The sequence below is a fragment of the Rathayibacter sp. Leaf296 genome, assembly GCF_001423045.1.
Taxonomy (GTDB): domain Bacteria; phylum Actinomycetota; class Actinomycetes; order Actinomycetales; family Microbacteriaceae; genus Rathayibacter; species Rathayibacter caricis.
In genome coordinates, this window is record NZ_LMNR01000001.1 from 16,841 (window position 1) to 37,501 (window position 20,661).

Below are 20,661 nucleotides of genomic sequence, written 5' to 3' on the forward strand. Positions count from 1 at the left end.
GCGGGCCGTTCGCGACGGATGGGTGCGCCGGTGCCGTCGATTCGTCGCTAAGGGTCGTCTCCGTGAGTGTGCCCGCTGATCCGGCGGGATCGGTCGTTGCGGAGCGGTTCGACCGGTCGTTGGTGACGGATGGGCGGGTCGGTGTCGCCGATCCGTCGCGCCCGGCCCACGGCGGTCGGGGCTGTCATGGCGGGCGCGGGCCCTGGAGCACGGCTCTGCCGCGCATCTCCGCTGCGCACCATCAGCTGAGGAGGGGGTCTCTCGGCTGTCAGCCATCAGACCCCCTCCTCAGAAGATGTTCTGCACCCCGCACCCCGCACCCCGCACCCCGCAGCCCGCACCCCGCAGCCGCGCGCCGACGTCCTTCCGCCAACAGCGCCCGCCGCCCGCACGAGAACGATCCGCCGCGATCCGCTCCTCCCGGGCAGGGAGGGGAGCGGATCGCGACGGATCGCGGAGGGGTGGTTCGTCAGGCCCGGGGCGGACCCGCGGGCGTCGTGGCCACCCCGGCCTCGGCGGCGACCTCGCGAGCCACCGGGGAGTCCGGCATCTCGCGCTGCAGCTCGTGCGCCAGCGAGTCGAGCTCGGCGCCGCCGGCCATCAGGCCGGTGAGCTCCGCCAGCGAGATCTCGCTCTTCTCGAAGTTGCCGAGGCTCGTGCCGCGGTTCAGGAGGAGGAAGCGGTCGCCGACCGGGTACGCGTGGTGCGGGTTGTGGGTGATGAACACCACTCCGAGGCCCTCGTCGCGCGAGCGGGCGATGTACTTCAGCACGACGCCGGACTGCTTCACGCCGAGCGCGGCGGTCGGCTCGTCGAGGATCAGCACGCGGGCGCCGAAGTGGACGGCGCGGGCGATCGCGACGCACTGGCGCTCGCCGCCCGAGAGGGTCCCGATGGGCTGGTCGACGTCGCGGAGGTCGATGCCCATGCGGGCGAGCTCGTCGAAGGTGATCTGCTTCATCGCCTTCACATCGAGGCGGCGGAACGGACCGACGCCCGTCGTCAGCTCGGAGCCGAGGAAGAAGTTCCGCCAGACCGGCATGAGCGGCACGACCGCGAGGTCCTGGTAGACCGTCGCGATGCCGGCCGAGAGGGCCGCGCGCGGAGAGGTGAAGGTGATCGGCTCGCCGTCGAGCAGCAGCGTGCCCTCGCTGGGCGTGTGGGCGCCGGCCAGCATCTTGATGAAGGTCGACTTGCCCGCGCCGTTGTCGCCGAGCACGCAGGTGACCTGCCCCGCGTTCACGGTGGTCGACACCCCCGCGAGCGCGTTGACGGCTCCGTAGCTCTTGCCGATGTCCCTGACCTCGACGATGGTCGTGCCGACCGGGGTCTTCGGGGTGGCCGGTCGCCCGGTCGAGGGTCCTGCGGTGTCGGTGCTCATCGCCCGCCTCCTGCTCGTGTGCGGACGAAGTTGTTCAGGAGGACCGCGGCGAGCAGCATGCCGCCGAGGACCGTCCGGAGCCAGTTGGTGTCCCACTGGGCGAAGGTGATGCCCTGGAAGACCATGCCGTAGATCAGCGCGCCGAGGGCGGCGCCGATCGCGGAGCCGTAGCCGCCGGTCATGAGGCAGCCGCCGACGACCGCGCAGATGATGTAGATGAACTCCTGGCCGACGCCGGTGTTCGCCTGCACCGTCGAGGTGCGGAAGAGCGAGATCATGCCGACCAGCCACGCGGCTCCGGCCGTTCCCATGAACAGGCCGATCTTGGTCTTGAACACGGGCACGCCGACCTGGCGCGAGGAGTTGAGGGCGCCGCCGACGGCGAACACCCAGTTGCCGGCGCGGGTGCGCAGCAGGAGCCAGGTGGCCACCGCGGTCACGACGAACCACCAGAGCACCGAGATGTAGAACGTGCCGTTGCCGATCTGGAGGGAGGCGCCGAAGAGCGGCTGGATCGAGTCGTACGCGGGGACCTGGGTCATGCCCTGGATCGCGACCTGCCCGGTGATGAGCTTGGTGACCGCGAGGTCGATGCCCGCGAGGGCGAAGAAGGTGCCGAGGGTCACGATGAAGCTGGGGAGCCCGGTCTTCATCACGAGGACGCCGTTGAGCGCGCCGACGCCGAGGCAGACGACGAGCGAGACGAGGACGGCGACCCAGATGCTCAGCCCGTAGTGGGTGGTCAGGATGCCGACGATCAGCGCCGAGAACCCGGTCATGACACCGGCCGAGAGGTCGAACTCGCCGCCGATCATGAGCACGGCCACGGCGACGGCCATGATGCCGAAGGTGGAGGCCGACTCGAGCCAGACGCCGGCTCCGGCGAGGCTCAGGAACTGCGGGGTGTAGAGGGAGAAGAACACCAGCACGGCGAGGGCCGCGACGAAGGCGCCGGTCTCGGGCCTGGCGAGGATCTTGCGGATGGGACGCCGCTCGAGGCGGGGCCTCGTCGCGATCGTCACGATGTCTGTCGTCGTCAACGGGGACTCCTGATTCGTGGGACGAGCGGGGGGCCGGGCGCGGGGCGCACCGGCCCCCGTGGGGGTCTGGAGCGGGTCGGGCTCTAGCGGGTGCCGTTCGCGGCGAACTCCGCGACCTCGGCCGCGTTGTCCTCGGTGACGAAGGCCGGTCCGGAGTAGACGGGCTGGCCACCGCCGATGATGTTGCCGTTGGTCGCGTAGAGCTCGAGCGCGGTCACGCCCAGGAAGCCCTGGACGTAGGGCTGCTGGTCGACCGCGAAGAGGACGCTGCCGGCCTCGACCGCCGAGACGACGTCCTCCGAGAGGTCGAAGGTGCCGATCTGCGCGGTGCTGCCCGACTCCTCGACCGCACCGACCGCGTCGATGGCGTACTGGCCGCCGAGGGTCAGCACTCCGTCGATGGACGGGTCGGCCTGCAGCTTCGACTTGATCGTCGCCTTGACCTCGGCGTCGTTCGTGCCGTCGACCTGCAGGTTCGTCATCGTGCCGCCGAAGGTGCTCGCGGCGGCCTTGCACCGCTCCTCGAGGCCGACGTTGCCCGCCTCCTGGATGACGCAGAGCGCGTTGGTGAGGCCGGCGTCGGCGAGTCGCGTGCCGACGGCCTCTCCGGCCACGGTCTCGCTCTGGCCTATGTGGGTGAGGGCGCCGAACTCGGCCGAGCGCTCGATGCCGGAGTTGATCGTGACGACGGGGATGCCCGCCGCGACGGCCTTCTCGACGCTGTCGCGGACACCGTCGGGGTTGGCCATCGAGACGACGATCCCGTCGACGTCCTGCGCGACCGCGTTGTCGATGAGCTGCGACTGCTTCGCGGGGTCGGGGTCGGAGTTGTAGGTGACGGTGGCGGAGTAGTCGGCTCCGGCCGCCTCGGCGCCGGACTTCACGCGGTCCCAGAAGGCATCGCCGGGTCCGGAGTGGGTGACGACGGCGTAGGTGAGGTCGCCGCCCTCCGTCGTGGTGGCCGCGGTCTCCTGGCCCGTACCGGTGCAGCCGGCGAGGAGCACTCCGGTGGCCGCCGCCAGGCCGAGGCCGGCGAGGAATCGCTTCTTCATTGAAAAGTCCCTTCGGTTCGGATCGCGTCGCGCGGGACGGTCCGGGGTGACGTCGGTGTCGGGTCGAGTATGAGCGAGGGGATCATTCATGTCAATACATTCTGTCATTGAGCTACGATGGGGGTGTTCAGAGTCGAATACGTCAGGAGCATCGTGTCCTCATCGCCCCGCATCGGAGTAGGCCTGGTCTCGTTGGGATGGATGGGGCGCCTGCATTCGCGGGCGTACCGCGCCGTCCGAGACCACTATCCCGAACTGTCCGCCACCGTGGAGCTGGTCTCGGCCGCCGACACCGACGCAGGAGTCCGCCGCAGCGCCGAGGAGGTCCTCGGCTACCACCGCACCACCGCGGACTACCGCGAGGTGCTGGCCGATCCCGAGGTCGACGTGGTGTCGATCTGCGCCCCCAATTTCCTGCACCGCGAGGTGGCGCTCGCCGCCGCCGCGGCGGGCAAGCCGTTCTGGATCGAGAAGCCGATGGGGCGCTCCGCCGCGGAGTCGTCCGACATCGCGCGCGCCGCCTCCGCGGCCGGCGTCGTCACCTCGGTGGGCTTCAACTACCGCCACGCGCCCGCCGTCGCGCGCGCCCGCGAGCTCGTGCGCTCCGGCGCGATCGGGACCGTGACCAACGTCCGGGTGAGCCTGCTCGCCGACTACTCCGCCGATCCGCTCGGCGCTCTGACCTGGCGGTTCGTCCGCGAGCGGGCGGGCTCCGGCGTGCTGGGCGATCTGCTGTCGCACGGAGCCGACCTCGCGCAGTTCGTCGCCGGGCGCATCGACTCCGTCACGGGGCTGACCGAGACGTTCATCCGCGAGCGGCCGCTGCCCGGCTCCGGCGCGGCCGGGCACTTCAGCAAGGGCGAGGAGGGCGGGGCGACCGGTCCCGTCGAGAACGAGGACTACGCCGCGCTGCTCGGCCGCTTCGAGTCGGGCGCCGTGGTGGTGCTCGAGTCGAGCCGCGTCGCGATCGGGCCGCGGGCCGAGTACGCGCTCGAGGTGTACGGCACGAAGGGCTCGCTGCGCTGGGACTTCCAGCGCCTGAACGAGCTGCAGTTCGCCGACGACACGAGCGGCTACCGCACGATCATGGCCCAGCCGGGCTTCGGCGACTTCGCCCGCTTCCAGCCGGGAGCCGGGACGAGCATGGGCTTCGACGACCTCAAGACGATCGAGGCGCAGCTCTTCCTGCGCTCGGTGCTGGAGGGGCGCCAGCTCGCGCCGTCGGCGGCCGACGCCTGGTCGGCCGCCGAGATCGTCGAGGCGGCGGTGCGGAGCGACCGGGCGCGGGCGTGGGAGAGCGTCGGGCGCGTGGAGGGCGACACGACGTACGACCTCTGAGACGACGAGAGGGGGGCGGGAGCGCTCGGCGCCCCGCCCCCCTCTCGTCGTCGGTGGATCTCGATACGCCCGCTGCGCGGGCTACTCGATCAGCAGGCTTCGCCCGGCCTGTCCGTGCCGGTGGATCTCGAGACGCCCGCTGCGCGGGCTGCTCGATCAGCAGAGCTTGCTGGTCGAGTAGCCCCGCAGGGGCGTATCGAGACCCCCCGCACCCGGGAGGCGCACCCCGAGACGTCGTCAGGCGAACGCCGCGCGGAAGCGCTCCAGCGCCGTGTCGGAGTCGCCCGACGGCCACGCCTCCAGGCCCACGACGCCGTCGTAGTCCAGCGCGCGCAACTCCTGCGCGATCGCGGGGTACCGGATCTCGCCCGTGCCGGGCTCGCAGCGCCCGGGGACGTCCGCGACCTGGATCTCGCCGATCCACGGCAGGGCGCGGCGCACGAGCTCGATCAGGTTCCCCTCGCCGATCTGCGCGTGGTACAGGTCGAGGTTCAAGCGCAGCCCCGGGCTGTCGACGGCACTGACGAGTGCGAGGGTGTCCTCGGCGCGGGCGAACGGCACGCCCGGGTGGTCGACGGCGAGGTTGAGGTTCTCGAGCGTGAAGACCCGCCCGTGGCGCTCGCCCAGCGCGGCGAGCCGGGCCAGGGTGTCGATCGCCCGCTCCCGCTCCTGGGCCGTCACGTCGGTCCCGGGGCGCACCGGCAGGCCGTCGGGGTCGAGCCCCGTGCCGTGCAGGTTGAGCCGCGGGGAGTCGATCGTCTCAGCGGCGGCGAGCGACTGCTCCGCTGTGCGCAGCAGCTCCGCGATGCCGTCGGTCGTGATCAGGTCGCCGGTGAGGTAGCCGGTCATCGACGAGAACGTCGCACCCGTGGCGGCGAGGGCGGGCAGGTCCTTCGTCGACCAGTCCCAGATCTCGACCTCGAAGCCGAGCTCGTGGAGCCGGCGGACGCGGTCGACGACGGGCAGCTCGCGGAAGAGCATCTCGGCCGAGGCGGCCAGGCGCACGGTCATCGCGGTCTCAGAGCTCGACGGCGACGGAGACGCGCTCGACGGCCGAGCGGGCCGCCGCGTCGGCGAGGATCAGCGCGGCGCGGCCGTCGGCGAACGTCGGGCTGGTCGACTCCTCGCCCCGGGCCAGGCGGATGAACGCGCGCAGCTCGGCGATGTACGCCGCGGAGTACCGCTCCAGGAAGAAGTCCTGGTACGGCGGCTTCGCCTCGACGCTCGACGCGGTCGAGAGGCTGACGAGGCTCGTGAGCGAGTTCGACACCTGCAGCGAGCCGTTCGCGCCGAACGCCTCGATCCGCTGGTCGTAGCCGACGGCGCTGTGGCGCGAGTTGGTGATCGAGACCAGGGCTCCGGAGGAGGAGCGGAGGGTCACCATCGCGGTGTCGAAGTCGCCGTGCTCGCGGGCGCCCGGGTCGAAGGTCGTGGTGCCCGTGGCGGTGACCTCGACGATGTCGGGGAGGAAGAAGCGGGCCATGTCGAAGTCGTGGATCGTCATGTCGCGGAAGATGCCGCCCGACACTCCGATGTACGCGGCGGGCGGCGCCGCCGGGTCGCGGCTGATGATCGAGAGCTGCTCGAGCTCGCCGATCTCGCCGGCCGCCACGCGCGCCCGCGCCTCGGCGAAAGCGGGGTCGAAGCGGCGGTTGAAGCCGAGCGCGATGGGCACGCCGGAGGACTCGACGCGGGGCAGCAGGGCGTCCACGCGCGCGATGTCGAGGTCGATCGGCTTCTCGCACAGCGCCGGGATGCCGGCCTCGATCGCGGCCTCGAGGAGGTCGACGTGGGTCGCGGTGGGCGAGGCGATCAGCACGGCGTCGATGCCGCCGGAGGCGAACATCTCGGCCGCGTCGGTCGTCACGGTGCCGCCGTAGCGGGCCGACACGGCGTTCGCGCCGTCGACGAACGGGTCGCAGACCCAGGAGAGGGAGGCGTCGGGATCCGCGGCGATGTTCGCGGCGTGCACCTGGCCGATGCGGCCGGTGCCGATGAGTCCGAAGCGGAGCGGGGTCGTGGTCACGTCACTTGTCCTTGCTGCCCCGAGGGGCGTCGGGTGCCCGGAGAGGGCGGGAGGAGGGGTCAGGCCCAGTCGCGCAGAGCGTCGCGGTTGACGCGCTGGTCGGCGCCGCGCTCGTCGCGGAACTCGGAGATCACGGCGTCCGGCGCGTTCAGGACGTCCTGCTCGACGACGATCCAGCCGTCGTAGCCCAGGAGGTCGACCGCGGTCATCACGGCGGAGAGGTCGATGTCGCCGCGGCCGAACGCGACGAAGGAGCCGGAGGACCAGACCTCGCGCATCCCTCCGCCCGCGGCGAGGACGCGCTGCAGCTCGGCCAGGTCGACGTCCTTGAGGTGCAGGTGGTTGATCCGCGAGCCCCAGCGCTCGACGGCGAGCAGGGGGTCGCCGCCGGCGATGAAGAGGTGGCCGGTGTCGAGGGTGAGGCCGATGTCGACCGCGCCGAGGAAGCGGTCGATCTCCTCCGGCGATTCGATGAACGTGCCGGCGTGGTGGTGGAAGGTCGGCTCGAAGCCCGCCGCGCGGGTCAGCTCGACGGCGCGCTCGACGTTGGCGACGAGGGTCGACCAGCGCTCCTCGCCGAGCGGATCGGTCTCGGCGCCGCGACCGGGGGAGGCGCGCCGCGCGTCCGACCCGTCGTCGGCGAAGGTCGGCAGGGGGAGTCGCGCGGGCCCGCCCTCGGAGGCCTCCGAGAAGATGCGGAGTGTCTCGTGCAGCTGGGGGAGCGCGGCGGTGAAGGCCTCGTCGTCCGAGAAGGGGAGCTGGATCCAGCCGCCCGCGAGGTCGAGCCCGCCGCGCTCGAGGCGGTGGCGGAGCTCCGCGCCGCGGCCGAGGTAGCCGACGGGGCCGAGGTCGACGCCGGTGTAGCCGGTCTCGGCGAGCACGTCGACCAGCTCGTCGGGACCGACGACCTCCGCGCCCTCGGGCGTCAGCTCGAACACCCCGAAGCTGACGGGGGCTCCGGCGACGGACGCCTTCATCGGGTGCCTCGGCGAGGGGCGGTGGCGCGCGGGCGTGCTCTTCTCATACGACGGTGTACGACTTCCTCGAGGGGGACTGCTTATGTCCTTACAATAGCACAAGCACTGCGAGGCGAGACGGGTCGGTCGTGGCTTCTCCACAGCCTTCCGCCGGGCCGGCGTCCCACCGCCTACAGTGCCGGGGTGAGCGCTCGTCTGAACCGGATGATCTACGTCGACGACTCCGGTCATCCGCCGTCCGGACTCGTCGTCTACGGCTGGATCGAGTTCCCGCCCGACCGTTGGGCCGACGTCCTGCGAAGCCGGCTCGACACCCGCAAGCGACTCTGGCGCGAATTCGGCATCCCGGTCGTGGAGGAGCTGCACACGACCGCCTACGTGAACGGGCGAGGCAGGATCTCGAAGCGGATCCCGGACCGGCACGTGCACGCCGGCGTCGAGTACTGGAAGGACTTCGGTCGCGAAGTCGCGCTCGAGTGCCTGCAAGCGCTCCGCTCCACCGAGGGTCTGCGAGTCGGAGCCGTGTGGAGGAAGGGTGATCCGCAGCATCTCGCGCGCATCAGGCAAGAGACGTATGCGGCACTCGTCACGCGGTTCGAGCAGGAGCTCGCTCAGGACGAGTCGCTCGCGCTCGTCTTCATGGATGGCGACGGGAGCGACACGAGCTACCGGAGGACGCACCGCGCTCTCAAGCTCGCGGAACGTCGAGTCGTCGAGGACGCCGTCCATCTCGATTCGCGCGGCTCGCAGCTGGTTCAGATGGCGGACCTCGTCGCATGGTGCGCGAACGCTCACATCGACCGTCATGCTCGCAACGAGTTCGCGTGGGAGTGGTATTCGGACCATCTCAGCGAACGCGACCCAGCTCGTGCACCCCTCGCGATCTGACGCTTAAACAGCGAGACCCCCTTGTCCACGTGTGTGGGGGGGTCTGCACTGCTGACTGTACCCGAGCCGGTGGTGGGTGTCGAGATGCGTGCTCGCCTCCCGCCCAGGCGTTCCCTCCCTCTCGATCCCGCACCGAGCACGCGAGATGTGGTCGCCGGCCGCTACCGGATGACGGCGACCGTCGCCGCCGAGGTGCGCGCCGCCGTCGCGTAGCCGGTCTTCCTCCCGGTCACCGTGACGGTGATCCTCGTGCCCGCGGTGGCGCTGGTCGGGCGGTAGGTCGACGAGACGGCGCCGCTGATCGCGGTCCCGTTGGTGCGCCACTGGTACGAGACGGTCACCGGCGCCGGGCCCCACGCGCCGGGATTCGCGGTGAGGAGCGAGCCGACCTTCGCGGTGCCCGAGACGGTCGGCGTGGGTGCGACGAGGGTGCCGGCGACCACGGCCGCGGTGGCGCTCGAGCTGCGGACGGCGGTGGTGAAGCCCGGCTTCGCTCCGGTCACGGTGACCGAGATCGTCTTCCCGACGGTCGCGCTGGACGGCGTGTAGGTGCTGCCCGTCGCGCCGGACAGGGCCGTTCCGCCGGCCTTCCACTGGTAGGTGAACGAGACCGGGGCGGGTCCCCACGCACCGGGGACGGCGGTGAGGGCGGAGCCGACCCTCGCGGTGCCGGCGACGGTCGGCGTGGCGGTGGTGAGCGTGCCGGAGGCGACGGCCGCGGTCGCCGCGGAGGTGCGGCTCGCCGCCGCGTACCCGGTCTTGGTTCCGGTGACCGTGACGGTGATCACCGTGCCGAGCGTCGCGCTCGAGGGCCGGTACGTGGCGGCGGTCGCTCCGCTCAGCGGGGAGCCGTCGGCCCGCCACTGGTAGGCGTAGGTCACCGGAGCCGGTCCCCAGGCACCCGGGGTCGCGGTGAGGGTCGAGCCCACTCGCGCGGTTCCCGTGATCGTGGGAGTGACGGACGTCAGGCGGGCGGTCGGCGCGAGGCGGACGGTCGAGCCGGCGGCGGACCCTGTCCCGATCGCGGTGACGGCCTGAACGGTGAGGGTGTAGCCCGTCTCCGTGCGGAGGTTCGTGAACGTCTGCGAGCGCGCCGTGGCCGGCAGGACGGTGGACCACGCTCCGGCGCCCGAGGCGTCGGTGCCGTCCCGCGCGACCCGGTAGCCGGTGACGGGCGAGCCGCCGTCAGCGAGAGGCGGTGACCAGCTGAGCACGGCGGACCGCGCGGTGTCGTCCGGGCTCGCGGAGACGCCGGTCGGCGCCCCCGGCACGGTGACGCGCGGAACGGTGACGGCCGTCGATCCGATCGCGCCGGCCCCGAGGGCGTTGATCGCCCGGACGCTCAGCTCGTAGGACGACCCGGCCACCAGATCGGTGAAGCGCTGCGAGCGCGCCGTCGCGGGCACGACGGTCGACCAGGGGCCGTTGCCCGTCGCATCCGTCCCGGTCCGCGAGACGCGGTACCCGGTGATCGCCGAGCCGCCGTCGGACGTCGGTGGCGCCCAGGTCAGCGTCGCCGTGCGGTCGGCCGCCCCGGCGGTCGCGCGGACGGCGGTCGGGATCGGGGGAGTCGTGGTGCCCTCGGCGTAGAGGAGCCGGGTCGTCGATCCGTGCGTGTCCTGGATCGTCGACGTGGCGGTCGAGGTCACGAGCGCAGCCAGACGCGCCGGGGTCGCGGACGGCTCGGTCTGGAGGAGGCGGCCGACGACGCCCGCGACGTGGGGAGCAGCCATGGACGTCCCGCTCAGGACGGCGGTGGCCGAGTCCGACCACGGGGCGGCCGAGAGCACGGACGATCCCGGCGCCCAGACGTCGAGGCACGGGCCGTGGTTGGAGTAGTAGGCGGGGCTGTCGTCCGGGTCCGTGGCACCGACGGTGAGGGCGCCCGGTGCGCGGGCGGGGCTCGCGGTGCAGGCGTCCGCGGTGCTGTTCCCCGCCGAGACGATCACCGGGATCCCGCTGCTGACGGCCCGTTCCACGGCTTCGTCAGCGGGAGCGTACGCGCCGCCGCCTCCGCTGATGTTGATCAGGGACGGCCCGGTCCGCGTGCTGACGACCCAGTCGATCCCGGCGATCATGTCGCTCATCCAGCCCCTGCCGGAGCAGTCCCAGATGCGGACCGGGACGATCGCGACGTCCTTGGCGACGCCGTACGTCGCTCCGCCGATGGTGCCGGCGACGTGGGTGCCGTGACCGTTGCAGTCCGACAGCGCGTCGGCGTCGTCGTCGATGACGTCGTAGCCGCCGCTCACCCGCCCGCCGAACTCGTCGTGGCTCGCCTGCACGCCGCTGTCGAGGACGTAGGCGGTCACTCCGGCGCCCGTCGTCGAGTACCGGTACACGCCGTCGCCGGTCGTCGCGCGCTGGTCGATGCGGTCGAGGCCCCAGGCCGGATCGGACTGCTCGGCGCTCGCGCGGGTCTCGCCGTCGGCCGTCACGTCGACGACCGACGGCAGGCGGCGGAGGACCGCGACCTCGGCGCCCGTGAGCTCGGCGGCGAAGCCGTTCAGCGCCCGGCTGTAGCGGTGCAGGATCCGGTCGAGCGGCAGGGCGGCGGCGGCGCTGCCGGCGGCCGCGAAGCCCGTCGTGCGCACGATGTAGCGACTGAGCGAGACGGACTCGGCCGTGGTCTGCGTCGCGGACGCCGCCGGGGCGCCGACGGCGATCAGCGCGAGCGTCGTGACGATCGCGCTCCAGCTCAGGAGGGTTCTTCTGCGGGTCACGGGGCTGCTTCCGGATGTGCCGCGCTGCGCGCGAGAGGGGGAGGGGAGACGCTGCGACGGCGGGCGCGAGCGGGAGCCACAGGCACCCTCGTGCCCAGGCTGCGCGAGGGTGCGCGCTACGTGCGCGCCGGCGTCATCCTCACCAACTTGTCTGCGAAGGGCTCCCACGCCCTGCTGGACGTGTTCGACAACGACTTCGACACCAAGAGCCTCGGCGCCACGATCGACGCCGTGACGAAGCGCCACGGCCGCTCCGCGGTCGGCCTTGGCCTCGCCGGCATCCGCAAAGGACCAGTGTGGACGATGAAACGCGATGCGCTGTCGCTGCGCGCGACAACGCACTGGGGAGAACTGGCAACCGCGCACGCACGGTGACCTCTGTCGGCTGCTCTCGCGCTGGGATAGAATGTTCTATAGGAGGTGGTTGCCGTGTCGATCGCTGAGAGGCCCGATGGGGACACTGTTCGCCGGCTACGCAGCTTGCAGGTCGTAACCCGCGTGTCATACCTCCGCGCGTTGCGGACGGCGGCCGAAGGCACCACTCAGTCGCAGCTCGCCCGCGACATCGGCATCTCGCAGCCGTCGGTCAACAGTGCGTTGAAGTCTGCGGCCGCAGTGCCCGACGTGCGTCCCGGGTTCTCCGGCGCGACGCCCTACGAAATCGCCCAGCGCTACGACGCGGGAGAGCTGACGCGGGAGCAAGTCATCGATGAGCTCGGCCGCTGGCCGTATCTTCCAGGCTCGCCTAGCGACGGCTACGACTGGACCACCTTGGACCCGGGGGAGTTCGAGGAAGTAGGTCGCGCTCTCACTGAGCACCTGATCGACGCGGACGCGTACGACGAGATCCTTGACCGCTACAGCGAGCAAGGTCGGTGACGGCGGAGGACTCGTCAGCGATCGCCGCGCACCGTGAGACGGTGCGCGCGTGGGCTCGGGCGGGAGGCCCACTGAGCCCTGCGAGTGAGCGCGCGACGGTCAACAACCGGGACTGGTTCACCCGGGAGTCGGATGGATCGGTCCAGCCTCGCGCTGCCCGCCGACTCATGCACGCCCGCCTCGTGAACGAGTACCGCGCTCACTTTCCCGACGTCCGCTCGGAGAAGAAGGCGATCATCCTCGCCGGCCCACCAGGAGCGGGAAAGTCGACAGTTCTCGCAGACGTGCTCGGCGCCGACCGCAGCGCGTGGCTCACAGTCGATGCCGACGAGTTCAAGCGAGCGCTGCTCACCGAGGCGATCAAGGACGGCAGCTACGACCGCGCCATTCTGCCGCCAGAGGTGCGCTCCGCCGAGGCGGCGGGGGAGAAGTTCTTCCCGCTCGAGCTGGCCTCCCTTGTGCACGAAGAATCCTCCCTCCTCGCCACCCAGCTCCGCGCTGCGGCGATGCGAGACGGCCAGAACGTCGTCATCGACACCGTGCTCTCCTCACCCGAGAAGGCAGTCGAGCTGGGGCAACGGTTCGCGGCCGCCGGCTACAGCGTCGAAGTGATCGACGTCGAGGTGCCGTTCGAGCTGTCGGAAGCGCGGATCGCCGGTCGGTGGCAGCAGTCCTACGAACGCGCCCTCGCCGGCGCCGATGAGCTCGGCGGCCGATGGGTTCCCAGCGAGTACGCCCGCAACGTCTACGCCGGCCCCGAGGGTCGTTCGTTCCCCGAGTTCTCCGCTGAACAGCTCGCAGAAACCGGCCCGACCGTGATGCGATTTCGCCGGTTCAACACCGCCGGCGAAGGACAGCCGCGCACTGTCGACGTCGACAAGTCCCGCACGGCGTTTGGACGCCCGCTAGTCGATACCGCCCTCGTGCGGACACGCGCAACAGCCGCTCAGAGCTTCCCCACGAGCAGGAAGCCGGCCCGCGGCCCCGAATTCGGAGGCCTCGGCCGCTAGTCGGCCCAGACGATCACGCCCGGGGTACTTCGCACGCTGGACGCTGTGTCATGCCCTGTACCCCGCTGAGCGCGTCTTAAACACCCGTTCCGGGGGCGCGAGGGTCCTCGCGCAGCGTCGCTGCGCGACGCCGTGGGGAGGCCGCAGAGCGGCCCATCCTTCGGGTTTTCTTCACCTCTCCGCGGTCTCAACCTATTTCGCTCCAGCGGCTGCGTGCCACCGCTCCCGGACGCGCCCTGCGGGCTTATTTCGCCCGTGATCGGTGTCACTGCGCCGCCTCCACTCAAACGGTCTTCCCCGCCGGAGAGGCAAAGAAAAACGATCAGCCAGAGGGAGACACACCATGAGCCAGCAGCGCGGCACCCGTACCGAGGTCATCACGAGCGAGTACCACGGCCCCGGAGCGGAGGGCATCAGCCGGACCGCTCGTCAGGTGGTCATCGTCGGCGCCGGCGGCAACGACCCGGTGACCGAGCAGACGCCCGCCGTGCGCCTGGTCACCCGCAGCGGTGGTCGCGCGGTGGCCGGGGTGACGTTGCAGCACTTCGAGCCCGTCGCGCCGCTGCCCGCGGATCGCATCGGCTACATGGCCTCCGGGGCCTACGTCGTCGTTCCGGTCGATGTCGCGCGGGCGCTCGACCTGTTCCCGGCCGCCTATGCGCTGCACGACCGCAGCGAGACGCCCGCCGACTACCGCGACAACGACTGACCCCCCCGAACCGAGAAGGAGAACCGACATGCTCACCATCACCCACACCCCCGAGGCCGGAACGATCATCGAGGGCACCAGCCGCGGCGACGGCACCGCCGAGATCCTGAAGGCGTCCGGCTGGCGCTGGGGCCGCTCCATCGGCGCCTGGTACGTCCCGCAGTCCCGCGATCGCCTGCCGAAGTGGTGGACCATCAACCGCGCCGCGACCGCCCTGCGCGACGCCGGGCACGAGGTCACCATCGAAGCCGAAGAGACGTTCCGCTCAACCGCCGAGGCCGAGGCGGACAAGATCGAGCGCCAGGCCGCCCGCGTCGACGCGCTCGACGCGAAGGCCGACCGGCGCGCCGCGGACGCCGACACCGCCGACGCGGCCGCGCGCCGTGCGCTCGACCGGCTCCCCGAGGGTGGCGAGCCGATCAAGATCGGCCACCACTCCGAGACGCGGCACCGCAACGCGATCGAGAAGGCCCACAACGCGATGGGCCGCAGCGTCGAGGCCGACCGCGAGGCCACCCGCGCCCGCGCCCGCGCCGACGTCGCAGCCGGGACCACCGAATCCCGCTACGCGCCGGGAATGGTCGCCCGCCGCATCGACCGCCTCGATACCGACATTCGCGGCTGCACACGGAGGATCGAGGGTAGCTCGCACAACTTCGGCGGCGGCTACATCGAGACGACGGCCCCCGCCACCGGCGCCTACCGCGAGCGGCTGCTCACCCAGCGCGCGCAGCTCGAAGACCAGCGCGCCTACTGGAGCGCCGTCCGCGAGGCGCAGGCCGCCGCCGGACAGGTCACGATCCACAGCCGCGACACGATCAACAAGGGCGACATGATCAAGCACCGCTTCGGCTGGCACGTCGTTACCCGCGTGAACCCCAAGAGCGTGACCGTCGCGCTCGACTGGAACGACGGCACCCGCCCCTACAAGGTTGTCTACGCCGACGTGCAGGGACACCACACCGCCGCCGAAGTCGAGGCAGCCCGAGCCGCCGCCACCGAGAAGGCCGCCACCGAGACGGCCGCCGCGAGCTGAACGGTTGCGAGCTACCTACCTAGATACCTAGGTAGGTAGCTCGTGAGGGGCGGGCCCCTCACACACCCCGGGATTCCCGTTCCGGGAGGCACGAGCTGCGCTCGTGTCACTGCGAGTCACGTCAGACGCAGTGCCTCGCGAATTGCGCCGTCGTACTGCTCCCTCTCGAAGGTGAGGGTACGAACAAGCTCTCCGTTCGGACACCATCCGGCGAACTCATCGGTCACGCCGAAGCCAAGCCGCCGGCTGAGCCGGCCGAGAAGCGTTGATGGAGGTGGAAGCGGTCGAAGAGTCTCTGACTCCCACCGGGAGTCCTTCCACTGGACGATCTCGTCGCTGCGCACGAGTTCTGCGCTGAAGAGGATGCCGCAGCTGGAGTCGCCGCAGGACGCGCAGCTGGCCAGCGCGATCCGGCCAGGAAGCATGGCCGTGACGACCGATGGTCCTTCTCCGAGAAGCGAGAGGAGGAACGGACGCCACTCGCCCCAGGGTGCCGTGAAGACGTCACCCGTACCCTCCGGATCGTCGTCGGTCACGAAATCCCCGATGGGACGTCCGTCGAGGGTGATGTCCGGTTCTCCCGTCACGCTCGAGGTGACGACCGCTATCACCGTGCGTTCCCTCATGGACACATCGTGACATCGGCGACCGCGAGCGGTCCGACTATGACAGGGCGGGCGCGAGCTGCGCTCGTGCAGCGGCGACGGAGCACCGCCAGGAGGTCGCCCGGCTGCGCCGGCCGCCGTTGGTCGCCCTACGGGCTCACACCCTTTTTTGCCGTGAAGCCTTCGGCGGCTCCCTCCGCTTCGCTGCGGTCGTAGCTACCTACGGGCTCCGTTCAAGTGGCTGCGCCACCGACTCCTCCGAGACTTTCAGCACGCGGTCGCTGCGCTCCCTTACTTCGCGCCGAAACTCTCTCCCCCCTCGCCCTGCGGGTTGCACTGCGCCCTCCGGTTGCTAAGGCGGAAAACCGCCTTCCAGCTCGAGCAGACACGGCCGCTGGCGTGATCGGCGTTGCGACGAGCCGTGCACCGGTCAGCGCATCTCGTGCGCGATCTCCAGGAACGCCGCCGCGGACGACCCGATGCGATCGGACCAGATGGCGCGGAGGGGTCGCACGAGTGCTGGTCCGCGGAGGGGCACTCGTATCAGTGAGCGCGCGGCGAGATCTGTTTCGACGGTGAGGATGCTCATGACTGCGGGCGCGATGCCGGCGCGGGCGTTCGCTCGGATGATCGCCGTCGTTTCAAGGATCGCGGCGGGAGTCGTGAGTGCGAGCCCGGCGTCGTGGAGCCATGCTTCGAGGGTCGTCCGGGTGCCGGAGCCTTCCTCTCGTGTCAGCAGTGCGGTGCCGGCCAAGTCCTCGGCGCTGATACTCGCCGCGCGTGCCCAGGGGTGGTCGGGTGCCACGACGACAGCGAGTTCGTCCTCCGTGACCACGTCAGAGGAGAGCGTGGCCGTGGACGCTGGTGTCTCGACGAATCCGAGTTGCGCGGCACCGGATCTCACGAGCTCTGTGACCGTGGCTGAATTGCCGGCGATCAGCTGCACACTCACCTCGGGTGTGCGCTGTCGGAATTCGAGGAGCCAGCGTGGGAGCAGCAGTTCGGCGATGGTCTGCGACGCCGCGAGAACCAGTGAGCCGGTCGGCTGTCGCAGTGCTGCCGCGCCCGCCTCGAGGCGGCGGGACGCCTCGAGGACCGGGCCGGCCAGCTCGAGCACGAGCCGGCCCGCGTCGGTCATCAGGGACCCGGTCGGAGAGCGGCGCACGAGCGGCTGCCCGATGGCGCGCTCCGCGACCCGCAGACGCGCCGAGACGGCCTGCTGGGTGACGCCGAGGTCTTCGGCAGCGCGGGAGAGCGAGCCCGCCTCGGCGATGCGCTCGAGCACCTCCAGCGTGTCGAGATCCAGGATCCGGTCCGTCAATCGCCGCGTCGCCACAAGCACTCATTGTGCCCCGCCAAGACGATCGCTGTATCGGCTGGTGCCGGCGATGCTCAGGCTGGAGGCATGACAACTTTCTCCCCCGCCCGCGCATCTTCCTCGATCGGGCATCCTCCGCGGTCGAGGCGCTTGTTCCGGGAGTTGGAGCATCCGGGACTGATCGTGTCGAACCTGACGCCGAACTGGTTCGCGTCGATCATGGGCACCGGCATCGTCGCGGTCGCCGCCGCGTCCCTGCCACTCCAGTTCCCCGGACTCCGCACCGGGGCCACCGTCGTCTGGGCGATCGCCGCGCTGCTGCTCGTCGCGCTGACGGTCGCGACCGGGCTGCACTGGGTCCGCTACCGCGGTACAGCGGTGAGGCACCACCTGAATCCCGTGCTCTCGCACTTCTACGGCGCGCCGCCCATGGCGTTCCTCACTGTCGGCGCGGGAACCCTCCTCCTCGGCAAGGACTGGATCGGCCTGCCGGCCGCTGTCACCATCGACTGGGTGCTCTGGGGTGCGGGGACTCTCGGCGGGCTGGTGACGGCGGTCCTGGTGCCCTACCTCGCGTTCACCCGGCATGAGAACAAGCCCGATTCGGCGTTCGGCGGCTGGCTGATGCCGATCGTTCCGCCGATGGTGTCCGCTTCCACCGGCGCACTGCTGCTGCCGTACGCGCCCGCCGGGCAAGCGCGGGAGACGCTCCTGTGGTCCTGCTACGGCTTCTTCGGCCTCAGCCTGGTCGCGTCGCTGGTGGTGATCACCCTGATCTGGAACCGGCTCGCGCAGCACAAGGTCGGAGCGGCGGGGATGGTGCCGACGCTGTGGATCGTCCTCGGTCCGGTCGGACAGTCGATCACCGCCGTGAATCTGCTCGCCTCGAACGCGCCCACCGTCGTGGACGCCGGCATGGCGCGTGCGCTGCTGGTCGTGGCTCTGGTGTACGGCTTCGCGATGCTCGGCTTCGCACTGCTCTGGACCGTCATCGCCCTCGCGATCACCCTCCGCACCGCGAAGGAGCACCTGCCGTTCAGCCTGACGTGGTGGTCGTTCACGTTCCCCGTCGGCACCTGCGTCACCGGACTGAACGGCCTCGCCCTGCACTCCGGTCTCACGGTTGTCGCCGGCCTCGCGGTGCTCTACTACGTCGGCCTGGTCGCCGCGTGGATCATCGTCGCCGCCCGCACGTTCCACGGTTCCGTGATCCGCGGAACCCTGCTCGCACCACCGCGGCCGGCCTGACCGGGATCGAGGACCATCGTGGATGTCCGAAGCCTGAACGCCCTCGCCGAGACCTGGCGGAGTACCGCGGACGCGACCGGACGCTTCGTTCCGGGCTTCGATCCCTGCTCCGGCGGCACCGCCAGTCGCGTCCTGGTGCTGATGCAGTCACCCGGCCCTCGGACGATCGCCGCGGGATCCGCTGCCGTCTGCAGCGAGGACAACCTCGGGCCCACCGCCGCCGCGTTCCGGGCGGCCCGAATCGAGTCCGGACTCTCCCGCGACCACTACCTCCGATGGAACCTCATCCCGTGGGAGATCCCTGGCCGCGTCCGCCCCGCGGACATCGAGGAGGGTCGGCTCGCGCTCGGTGAGCTGCTGGAGCTGCTGCCCGCGCTCGGCGCCGTCGTCACCTACGGGACCGTGGCGCTCGACGGGGTCATGCGCTATCTGACCCTGCACGATGATCCCCGTGTCGTCCCCGTACTCGCGGCACCGCACCCCTCACCGGCCAACGGACGTCACCGCGCCGACCAGCACCTCCGCTCCGTGAACGCGCTCCGCCTCGCGAATCGTCTCGGATCCGGTCGGCGAATCGCAGACTGACGGCACTGAAGGGAGACGTCCGCGGCTCGGTCGGCACCGGTCGTCGTGACCGATGAGGCGCTGATCTCAGACGGTCCCCGTCCTCGGACCGCTGACGGGAGCGGCCGGGTCGTCCACGACGTCGACGGTGTACGCCGCGCCGTGCTCGAGCGTGTGGCCGACGGTGCACTGGCGATCCACGGCCCGGTGGGTGCGTTCGGACAGTGAGGCGATCCGCTCGGGATCGAGCGCCGACAGGTCGGCGCGGATCACGGCGGTGATGGAGTCGTAGCGGTCCTCACCCTCGGGCTTGGTCGCGGTGATGTCGGTGGTCGCTTCGAAGTCGGCTCCGAGTCGGCTGGCGAGGAGGTGGTCCGAGGAGAGCATGCCGCAGGCGGCGAGGGCGAGGTGCAGCAGCTCGCCGGGCGAGAACACGCCGTCGGCGTCCGACCCGCCGATGCGGACCTCGGCTCCTCGCGCGTTGCGGCCGATGAAGCTTCTCGGGCCCTCGCGGGTGATGTGCAGCGGTGTGGTCTCGGTGCTCATGGTCTGCTCCTGTCCTGTGTCCGCGGCACCGCGGGCAGTGCCGGTGTCTCCTGCGGGTGGGCGGTGTCTCAGGTGTCGGTGCGGACGAGGGGGGAGTTCGTGCCGCGGACCCTGATGTCGACGCCGGTGATCTCCGACCGGGCGATGCCCGTGGACGCCGCCAGGTCGACGGCGCGCTGCCCGGCCGCCGTCCAGGTGGCGACGGTGATCGTGCTGCCGTCTGTGCGGGTGATCACGAGTTCGTACTCCGCGTCGGCGGGCGCATCACCACTGTAGGTGCAGCTCCACTCCAGCCGGGTGCCCCACGGCTTCCCCTCGACCTGGATGTCCGCAGCGAGAGCGGGATCGTCCGCGATCGGGTCCATCGGTTCGAGGGTCGCCTCGCTCGCCACGGGAGCACCCGCGATGCCCGTGCCGAGAGCGACGCCTCCGAAGACGGAGGCGGTGACGGCGGCCGCGACGGCGAGGGACGTCACCAGCCGGCGCCGACGTCGGCGCGTCCGGACACGGTGAGCGATGGCGGGCAGCGTCACCGGGGAGGGCGGCGCGTCCTCGCCGTCGTCCGATGCGCTGATGGCGAGAGCATCCTCGACGGAGAGCCGACCGACGATGCCGGGCAGTCCTGCCAGCTCTGCCACGGCCGCGCGGCAGGCCGCGCAGCCGCTGAGGTGCTGCTCGTACTCGAGTCGCTGATCCGCGGGGAGAGCGCCGAGGACGTAGGACGCGTCCCAGTCGCGGTACTCGTCCTCCATCGCAGAGCTTCCGTGGTGGTCGTTCATCGGGTGACGCCCCTTTCCTGCAGAGCCAGTCGCAGACCGCGCAGTCCGTAGTGCAATCGAGATTTCGCTGTTCCCTCGGGGATGGAGTGCCGGCGGGCGATCTCGGGGACGGTGTGTCCGAGGAAATACGCGTCCACCACGATCTGACGATGCTCCACCGACAGCGATGCGAGAGCGTCGGCGACGAGGATGCTGTCCAGGACCGCGTCGGTGCGATCGGGGACGGCGCCGCCGCCGTCCTCGTCCTTCGCCGGCACCTCGCGTCGGCTCCGAGCGGATCGGGCGTCGTCGATGACGAGGTTGCGGGCGACGGTGAACAGCCACGCGCGAGCGGCGTCGGCGTCACGTTCGAGGACCTGCGGGCGCTGCCAGGCCCGGACCATCGTCTCCTGCACGACGTCCTCCGTCAGCGCCGCGTTCCGAGTGAGGTTCTGCACGAAGCGCCGCAACGCCGGGCCGTGACTCTCGTACAGCGCCGCCAGGAGCTCATCGACGGGGCGGGGCACAGTGCTCACCGCCTCGAAGCGCCACAGCGCACTCCC

At 71.0% G+C, this 20,661-nt stretch carries 21 protein-coding genes and 1 pseudogene; 9 read left to right on the top strand and 13 right to left on the bottom strand.

Annotated features, from left to right (window positions below; all coding sequences use genetic code 11):
• Positions 1-469: 469 nt before the first annotated feature.
• From ASF46_RS00080 to ASF46_RS00090, 3 genes are all read right to left on the bottom strand, one after another.
• On the bottom strand, positions 470-1,381 hold the full coding sequence (locus ASF46_RS00080) for an ATP-binding cassette domain-containing protein (protein ID WP_056865908.1): 912 nt from the start codon (positions 1,379-1,381) through the stop codon (positions 470-472).
• The gene (locus ASF46_RS00085) at positions 1,378-2,421 is read right to left on the bottom strand and encodes an ABC transporter permease (RefSeq protein WP_056865909.1); all 1,044 of its coding nucleotides are present in this window, start codon (positions 2,419-2,421) and stop codon (positions 1,378-1,380) included. The genes ASF46_RS00080 and ASF46_RS00085 overlap by 4 nt, the downstream gene beginning before the upstream one ends.
• 83 nt (positions 2,422-2,504) lie before the next feature.
• A complete protein-coding gene (locus tag ASF46_RS00090; protein WP_056865910.1) occupies positions 2,505-3,473 on the bottom strand; it encodes a sugar ABC transporter substrate-binding protein in 969 nt (322 codons plus the stop codon).
• A gap of 153 nt (positions 3,474-3,626) precedes the next feature.
• On the opposite strand from ASF46_RS00090, the gene ASF46_RS00095 reads away from it, so the two are divergent.
• Positions 3,627-4,811 (top strand): Gfo/Idh/MocA family protein, encoded by a 1,185-nt coding sequence (locus tag ASF46_RS00095; RefSeq protein ID WP_235576809.1) that lies wholly within the window; start codon positions 3,627-3,629, stop codon positions 4,809-4,811.
• A gap of 237 nt (positions 4,812-5,048) precedes the next feature.
• Here ASF46_RS00095 and ASF46_RS00100 read toward each other — a convergent pair whose 3' ends face one another.
• The 3 genes from ASF46_RS00100 to ASF46_RS00110 are packed head-to-tail and all read right to left on the bottom strand — an operon-like array spanning position 5,049 to position 7,814.
• On the bottom strand, positions 5,049-5,822 hold the full coding sequence (locus ASF46_RS00100; RefSeq protein ID WP_056865912.1) for a TIM barrel protein: 774 nt from the start codon (positions 5,820-5,822) through the stop codon (positions 5,049-5,051).
• 7 nt (positions 5,823-5,829) lie between these two features.
• Positions 5,830-6,837: an inositol 2-dehydrogenase gene (gene iolG / locus ASF46_RS00105; RefSeq protein ID WP_056865913.1), complete on the bottom strand. Its 1,008-nt coding sequence runs from the start codon at positions 6,835-6,837 to the stop codon at positions 5,830-5,832.
• Between the two features lie 59 nt (positions 6,838-6,896).
• Positions 6,897-7,814 (bottom strand): sugar phosphate isomerase/epimerase family protein, encoded by a 918-nt coding sequence (locus ASF46_RS00110; protein ID WP_056865914.1) that lies wholly within the window; start codon positions 7,812-7,814, stop codon positions 6,897-6,899.
• Positions 7,815-7,997: 183 nt separating this feature from the next.
• On the opposite strand from ASF46_RS00110, the gene ASF46_RS19285 reads away from it, so the two are divergent.
• On the top strand, positions 7,998-8,702 hold the full coding sequence (locus ASF46_RS19285; RefSeq protein ID WP_162240136.1) for a DUF3800 domain-containing protein: 705 nt from the start codon (positions 7,998-8,000) through the stop codon (positions 8,700-8,702).
• A 161-nt stretch (positions 8,703-8,863) separates the two neighbouring features.
• Here ASF46_RS19285 and ASF46_RS00120 read toward each other — a convergent pair whose 3' ends face one another.
• A complete protein-coding gene (locus tag ASF46_RS00120) occupies positions 8,864-11,425 on the bottom strand; it encodes a S8 family serine peptidase (RefSeq protein ID WP_056865915.1) in 2,562 nt (853 codons plus the stop codon).
• 90 nt (positions 11,426-11,515) lie between these two features.
• Between ASF46_RS00120 and ASF46_RS19290 the strand changes: the two genes are divergently transcribed.
• The 5 genes from ASF46_RS19290 to ASF46_RS00145 all read left to right on the top strand — a co-directional run bounded on the left by ASF46_RS19290 (position 11,516) and on the right by ASF46_RS00145 (position 15,059).
• Positions 11,516-11,800, top strand: coding sequence for a DUF4113 domain-containing protein (locus tag ASF46_RS19290; RefSeq protein ID WP_056865916.1), 285 nt, complete (start codon positions 11,516-11,518; stop codon positions 11,798-11,800).
• Between the two features lie 54 nt (positions 11,801-11,854).
• Positions 11,855-12,304, top strand: coding sequence for a MarR family transcriptional regulator (locus tag ASF46_RS00130; RefSeq protein ID WP_056865917.1), 450 nt, complete (start codon positions 11,855-11,857; stop codon positions 12,302-12,304).
• A gap of 182 nt (positions 12,305-12,486) precedes the next feature.
• A complete protein-coding gene (locus ASF46_RS00135; protein ID WP_235576810.1) occupies positions 12,487-13,314 on the top strand; it encodes a zeta toxin family protein in 828 nt (275 codons plus the stop codon).
• A 343-nt stretch (positions 13,315-13,657) separates the two neighbouring features.
• Entirely contained in the window at positions 13,658-14,023 is a 366-nt protein-coding gene (locus ASF46_RS00140; protein ID WP_056865919.1) for a hypothetical protein, read from the top strand.
• 28 nt (positions 14,024-14,051) lie between these two features.
• Positions 14,052-15,059 carry a DUF3560 domain-containing protein gene (locus ASF46_RS00145; protein WP_056865920.1) on the top strand — a complete coding sequence of 336 codons (1,008 nt, stop codon included), beginning with the start codon at positions 14,052-14,054 and terminating at the stop codon, positions 15,057-15,059.
• A 116-nt stretch (positions 15,060-15,175) separates the two neighbouring features.
• Here ASF46_RS00145 and ASF46_RS00150 read toward each other — a convergent pair whose 3' ends face one another.
• From ASF46_RS00150 to ASF46_RS19835, 3 genes and pseudogenes are all read right to left on the bottom strand, one after another.
• Positions 15,176-15,685, bottom strand: a complete 510-nt coding sequence (locus ASF46_RS00150; RefSeq protein WP_056865921.1) for a hypothetical protein — start codon at positions 15,683-15,685, stop codon at positions 15,176-15,178.
• Between the two features lie 409 nt (positions 15,686-16,094).
• Positions 16,095-16,781, bottom strand: coding sequence for a LysR substrate-binding domain-containing protein (locus tag ASF46_RS00155; RefSeq protein WP_235576897.1), 687 nt, complete (start codon positions 16,779-16,781; stop codon positions 16,095-16,097).
• Positions 16,782-16,844: 63 nt separating this feature from the next.
• Positions 16,845-17,006: pseudogene (locus tag ASF46_RS19835) on the bottom strand (helix-turn-helix domain-containing protein); the annotation flags it as partial.
• 159 nt (positions 17,007-17,165) lie between these two features.
• Here ASF46_RS19835 and ASF46_RS00160 point away from each other — a divergent pair.
• Both ASF46_RS00160 and ASF46_RS00165 read left to right on the top strand, forming a co-directional pair.
• Entirely contained in the window at positions 17,166-18,230 is a 1,065-nt protein-coding gene (locus ASF46_RS00160) for a TDT family transporter (protein ID WP_020624523.1), read from the top strand.
• Positions 18,231-18,248: 18 nt separating this feature from the next.
• Positions 18,249-18,815, top strand: a complete 567-nt coding sequence (locus tag ASF46_RS00165; protein ID WP_235576811.1) for a uracil-DNA glycosylase family protein — start codon at positions 18,249-18,251, stop codon at positions 18,813-18,815.
• A gap of 66 nt (positions 18,816-18,881) precedes the next feature.
• Here the strand turns inward: ASF46_RS00165 and ASF46_RS00170 are convergent, their stop codons facing one another.
• The 3 genes from ASF46_RS00170 to ASF46_RS00180 form a co-directional block, all read right to left on the bottom strand.
• Positions 18,882-19,340 carry an OsmC family protein gene (locus ASF46_RS00170; RefSeq protein WP_055794432.1) on the bottom strand — a complete coding sequence of 153 codons (459 nt, stop codon included), beginning with the start codon at positions 19,338-19,340 and terminating at the stop codon, positions 18,882-18,884.
• Between the two features lie 68 nt (positions 19,341-19,408).
• A complete protein-coding gene (locus ASF46_RS00175) occupies positions 19,409-20,119 on the bottom strand; it encodes an anti-sigma factor family protein (RefSeq protein WP_082485064.1) in 711 nt (236 codons plus the stop codon).
• Complete coding sequence (locus tag ASF46_RS00180) at positions 20,116-20,625, bottom strand: sigma-70 family RNA polymerase sigma factor (protein ID WP_056865923.1); 510 nt, start codon at positions 20,623-20,625, stop codon at positions 20,116-20,118. The genes ASF46_RS00175 and ASF46_RS00180 overlap by 4 nt, the downstream gene beginning before the upstream one ends.
• Positions 20,626-20,661: the final 36 nt, after the last annotated feature.

What these genes read in the sequence shown, in the direction of transcription:
- ASF46_RS00100 (WP_056865912.1), bottom strand. Translation starts at nt 5,822, where the DNA reads ATGACCGTGCGCCTGGCCGCCTCGGCCGAGATGCTCTTCCGCGAGCTG.
- ASF46_RS00170 (WP_055794432.1), bottom strand. Translation starts at nt 19,340, where the DNA reads ATGAGCACCGAGACCACACCGCTGCACATCACCCGCGAGGGCCCGAGA.
- ASF46_RS00175 (WP_082485064.1), bottom strand. Translation starts at nt 20,119, where the DNA reads ATGAACGACCACCACGGAAGCTCTGCGATGGAGGACGAGTACCGCGAC.
- ASF46_RS00150 (WP_056865921.1), bottom strand. Translation starts at nt 15,685, where the DNA reads ATGAGGGAACGCACGGTGATAGCGGTCGTCACCTCGAGCGTGACGGGA.
- ASF46_RS00140 (WP_056865919.1), top strand. Translation starts at nt 13,658, where the DNA reads ATGAGCCAGCAGCGCGGCACCCGTACCGAGGTCATCACGAGCGAGTAC.
- ASF46_RS00145 (WP_056865920.1), top strand. Translation starts at nt 14,052, where the DNA reads ATGCTCACCATCACCCACACCCCCGAGGCCGGAACGATCATCGAGGGC.
- ASF46_RS00110 (WP_056865914.1), bottom strand. Translation starts at nt 7,814, where the DNA reads ATGAAGGCGTCCGTCGCCGGAGCCCCCGTCAGCTTCGGGGTGTTCGAG.
- ASF46_RS00090 (WP_056865910.1), bottom strand. Translation starts at nt 3,473, where the DNA reads ATGAAGAAGCGATTCCTCGCCGGCCTCGGCCTGGCGGCGGCCACCGGA.
- ASF46_RS00080 (WP_056865908.1), bottom strand. Translation starts at nt 1,381, where the DNA reads ATGAGCACCGACACCGCAGGACCCTCGACCGGGCGACCGGCCACCCCG.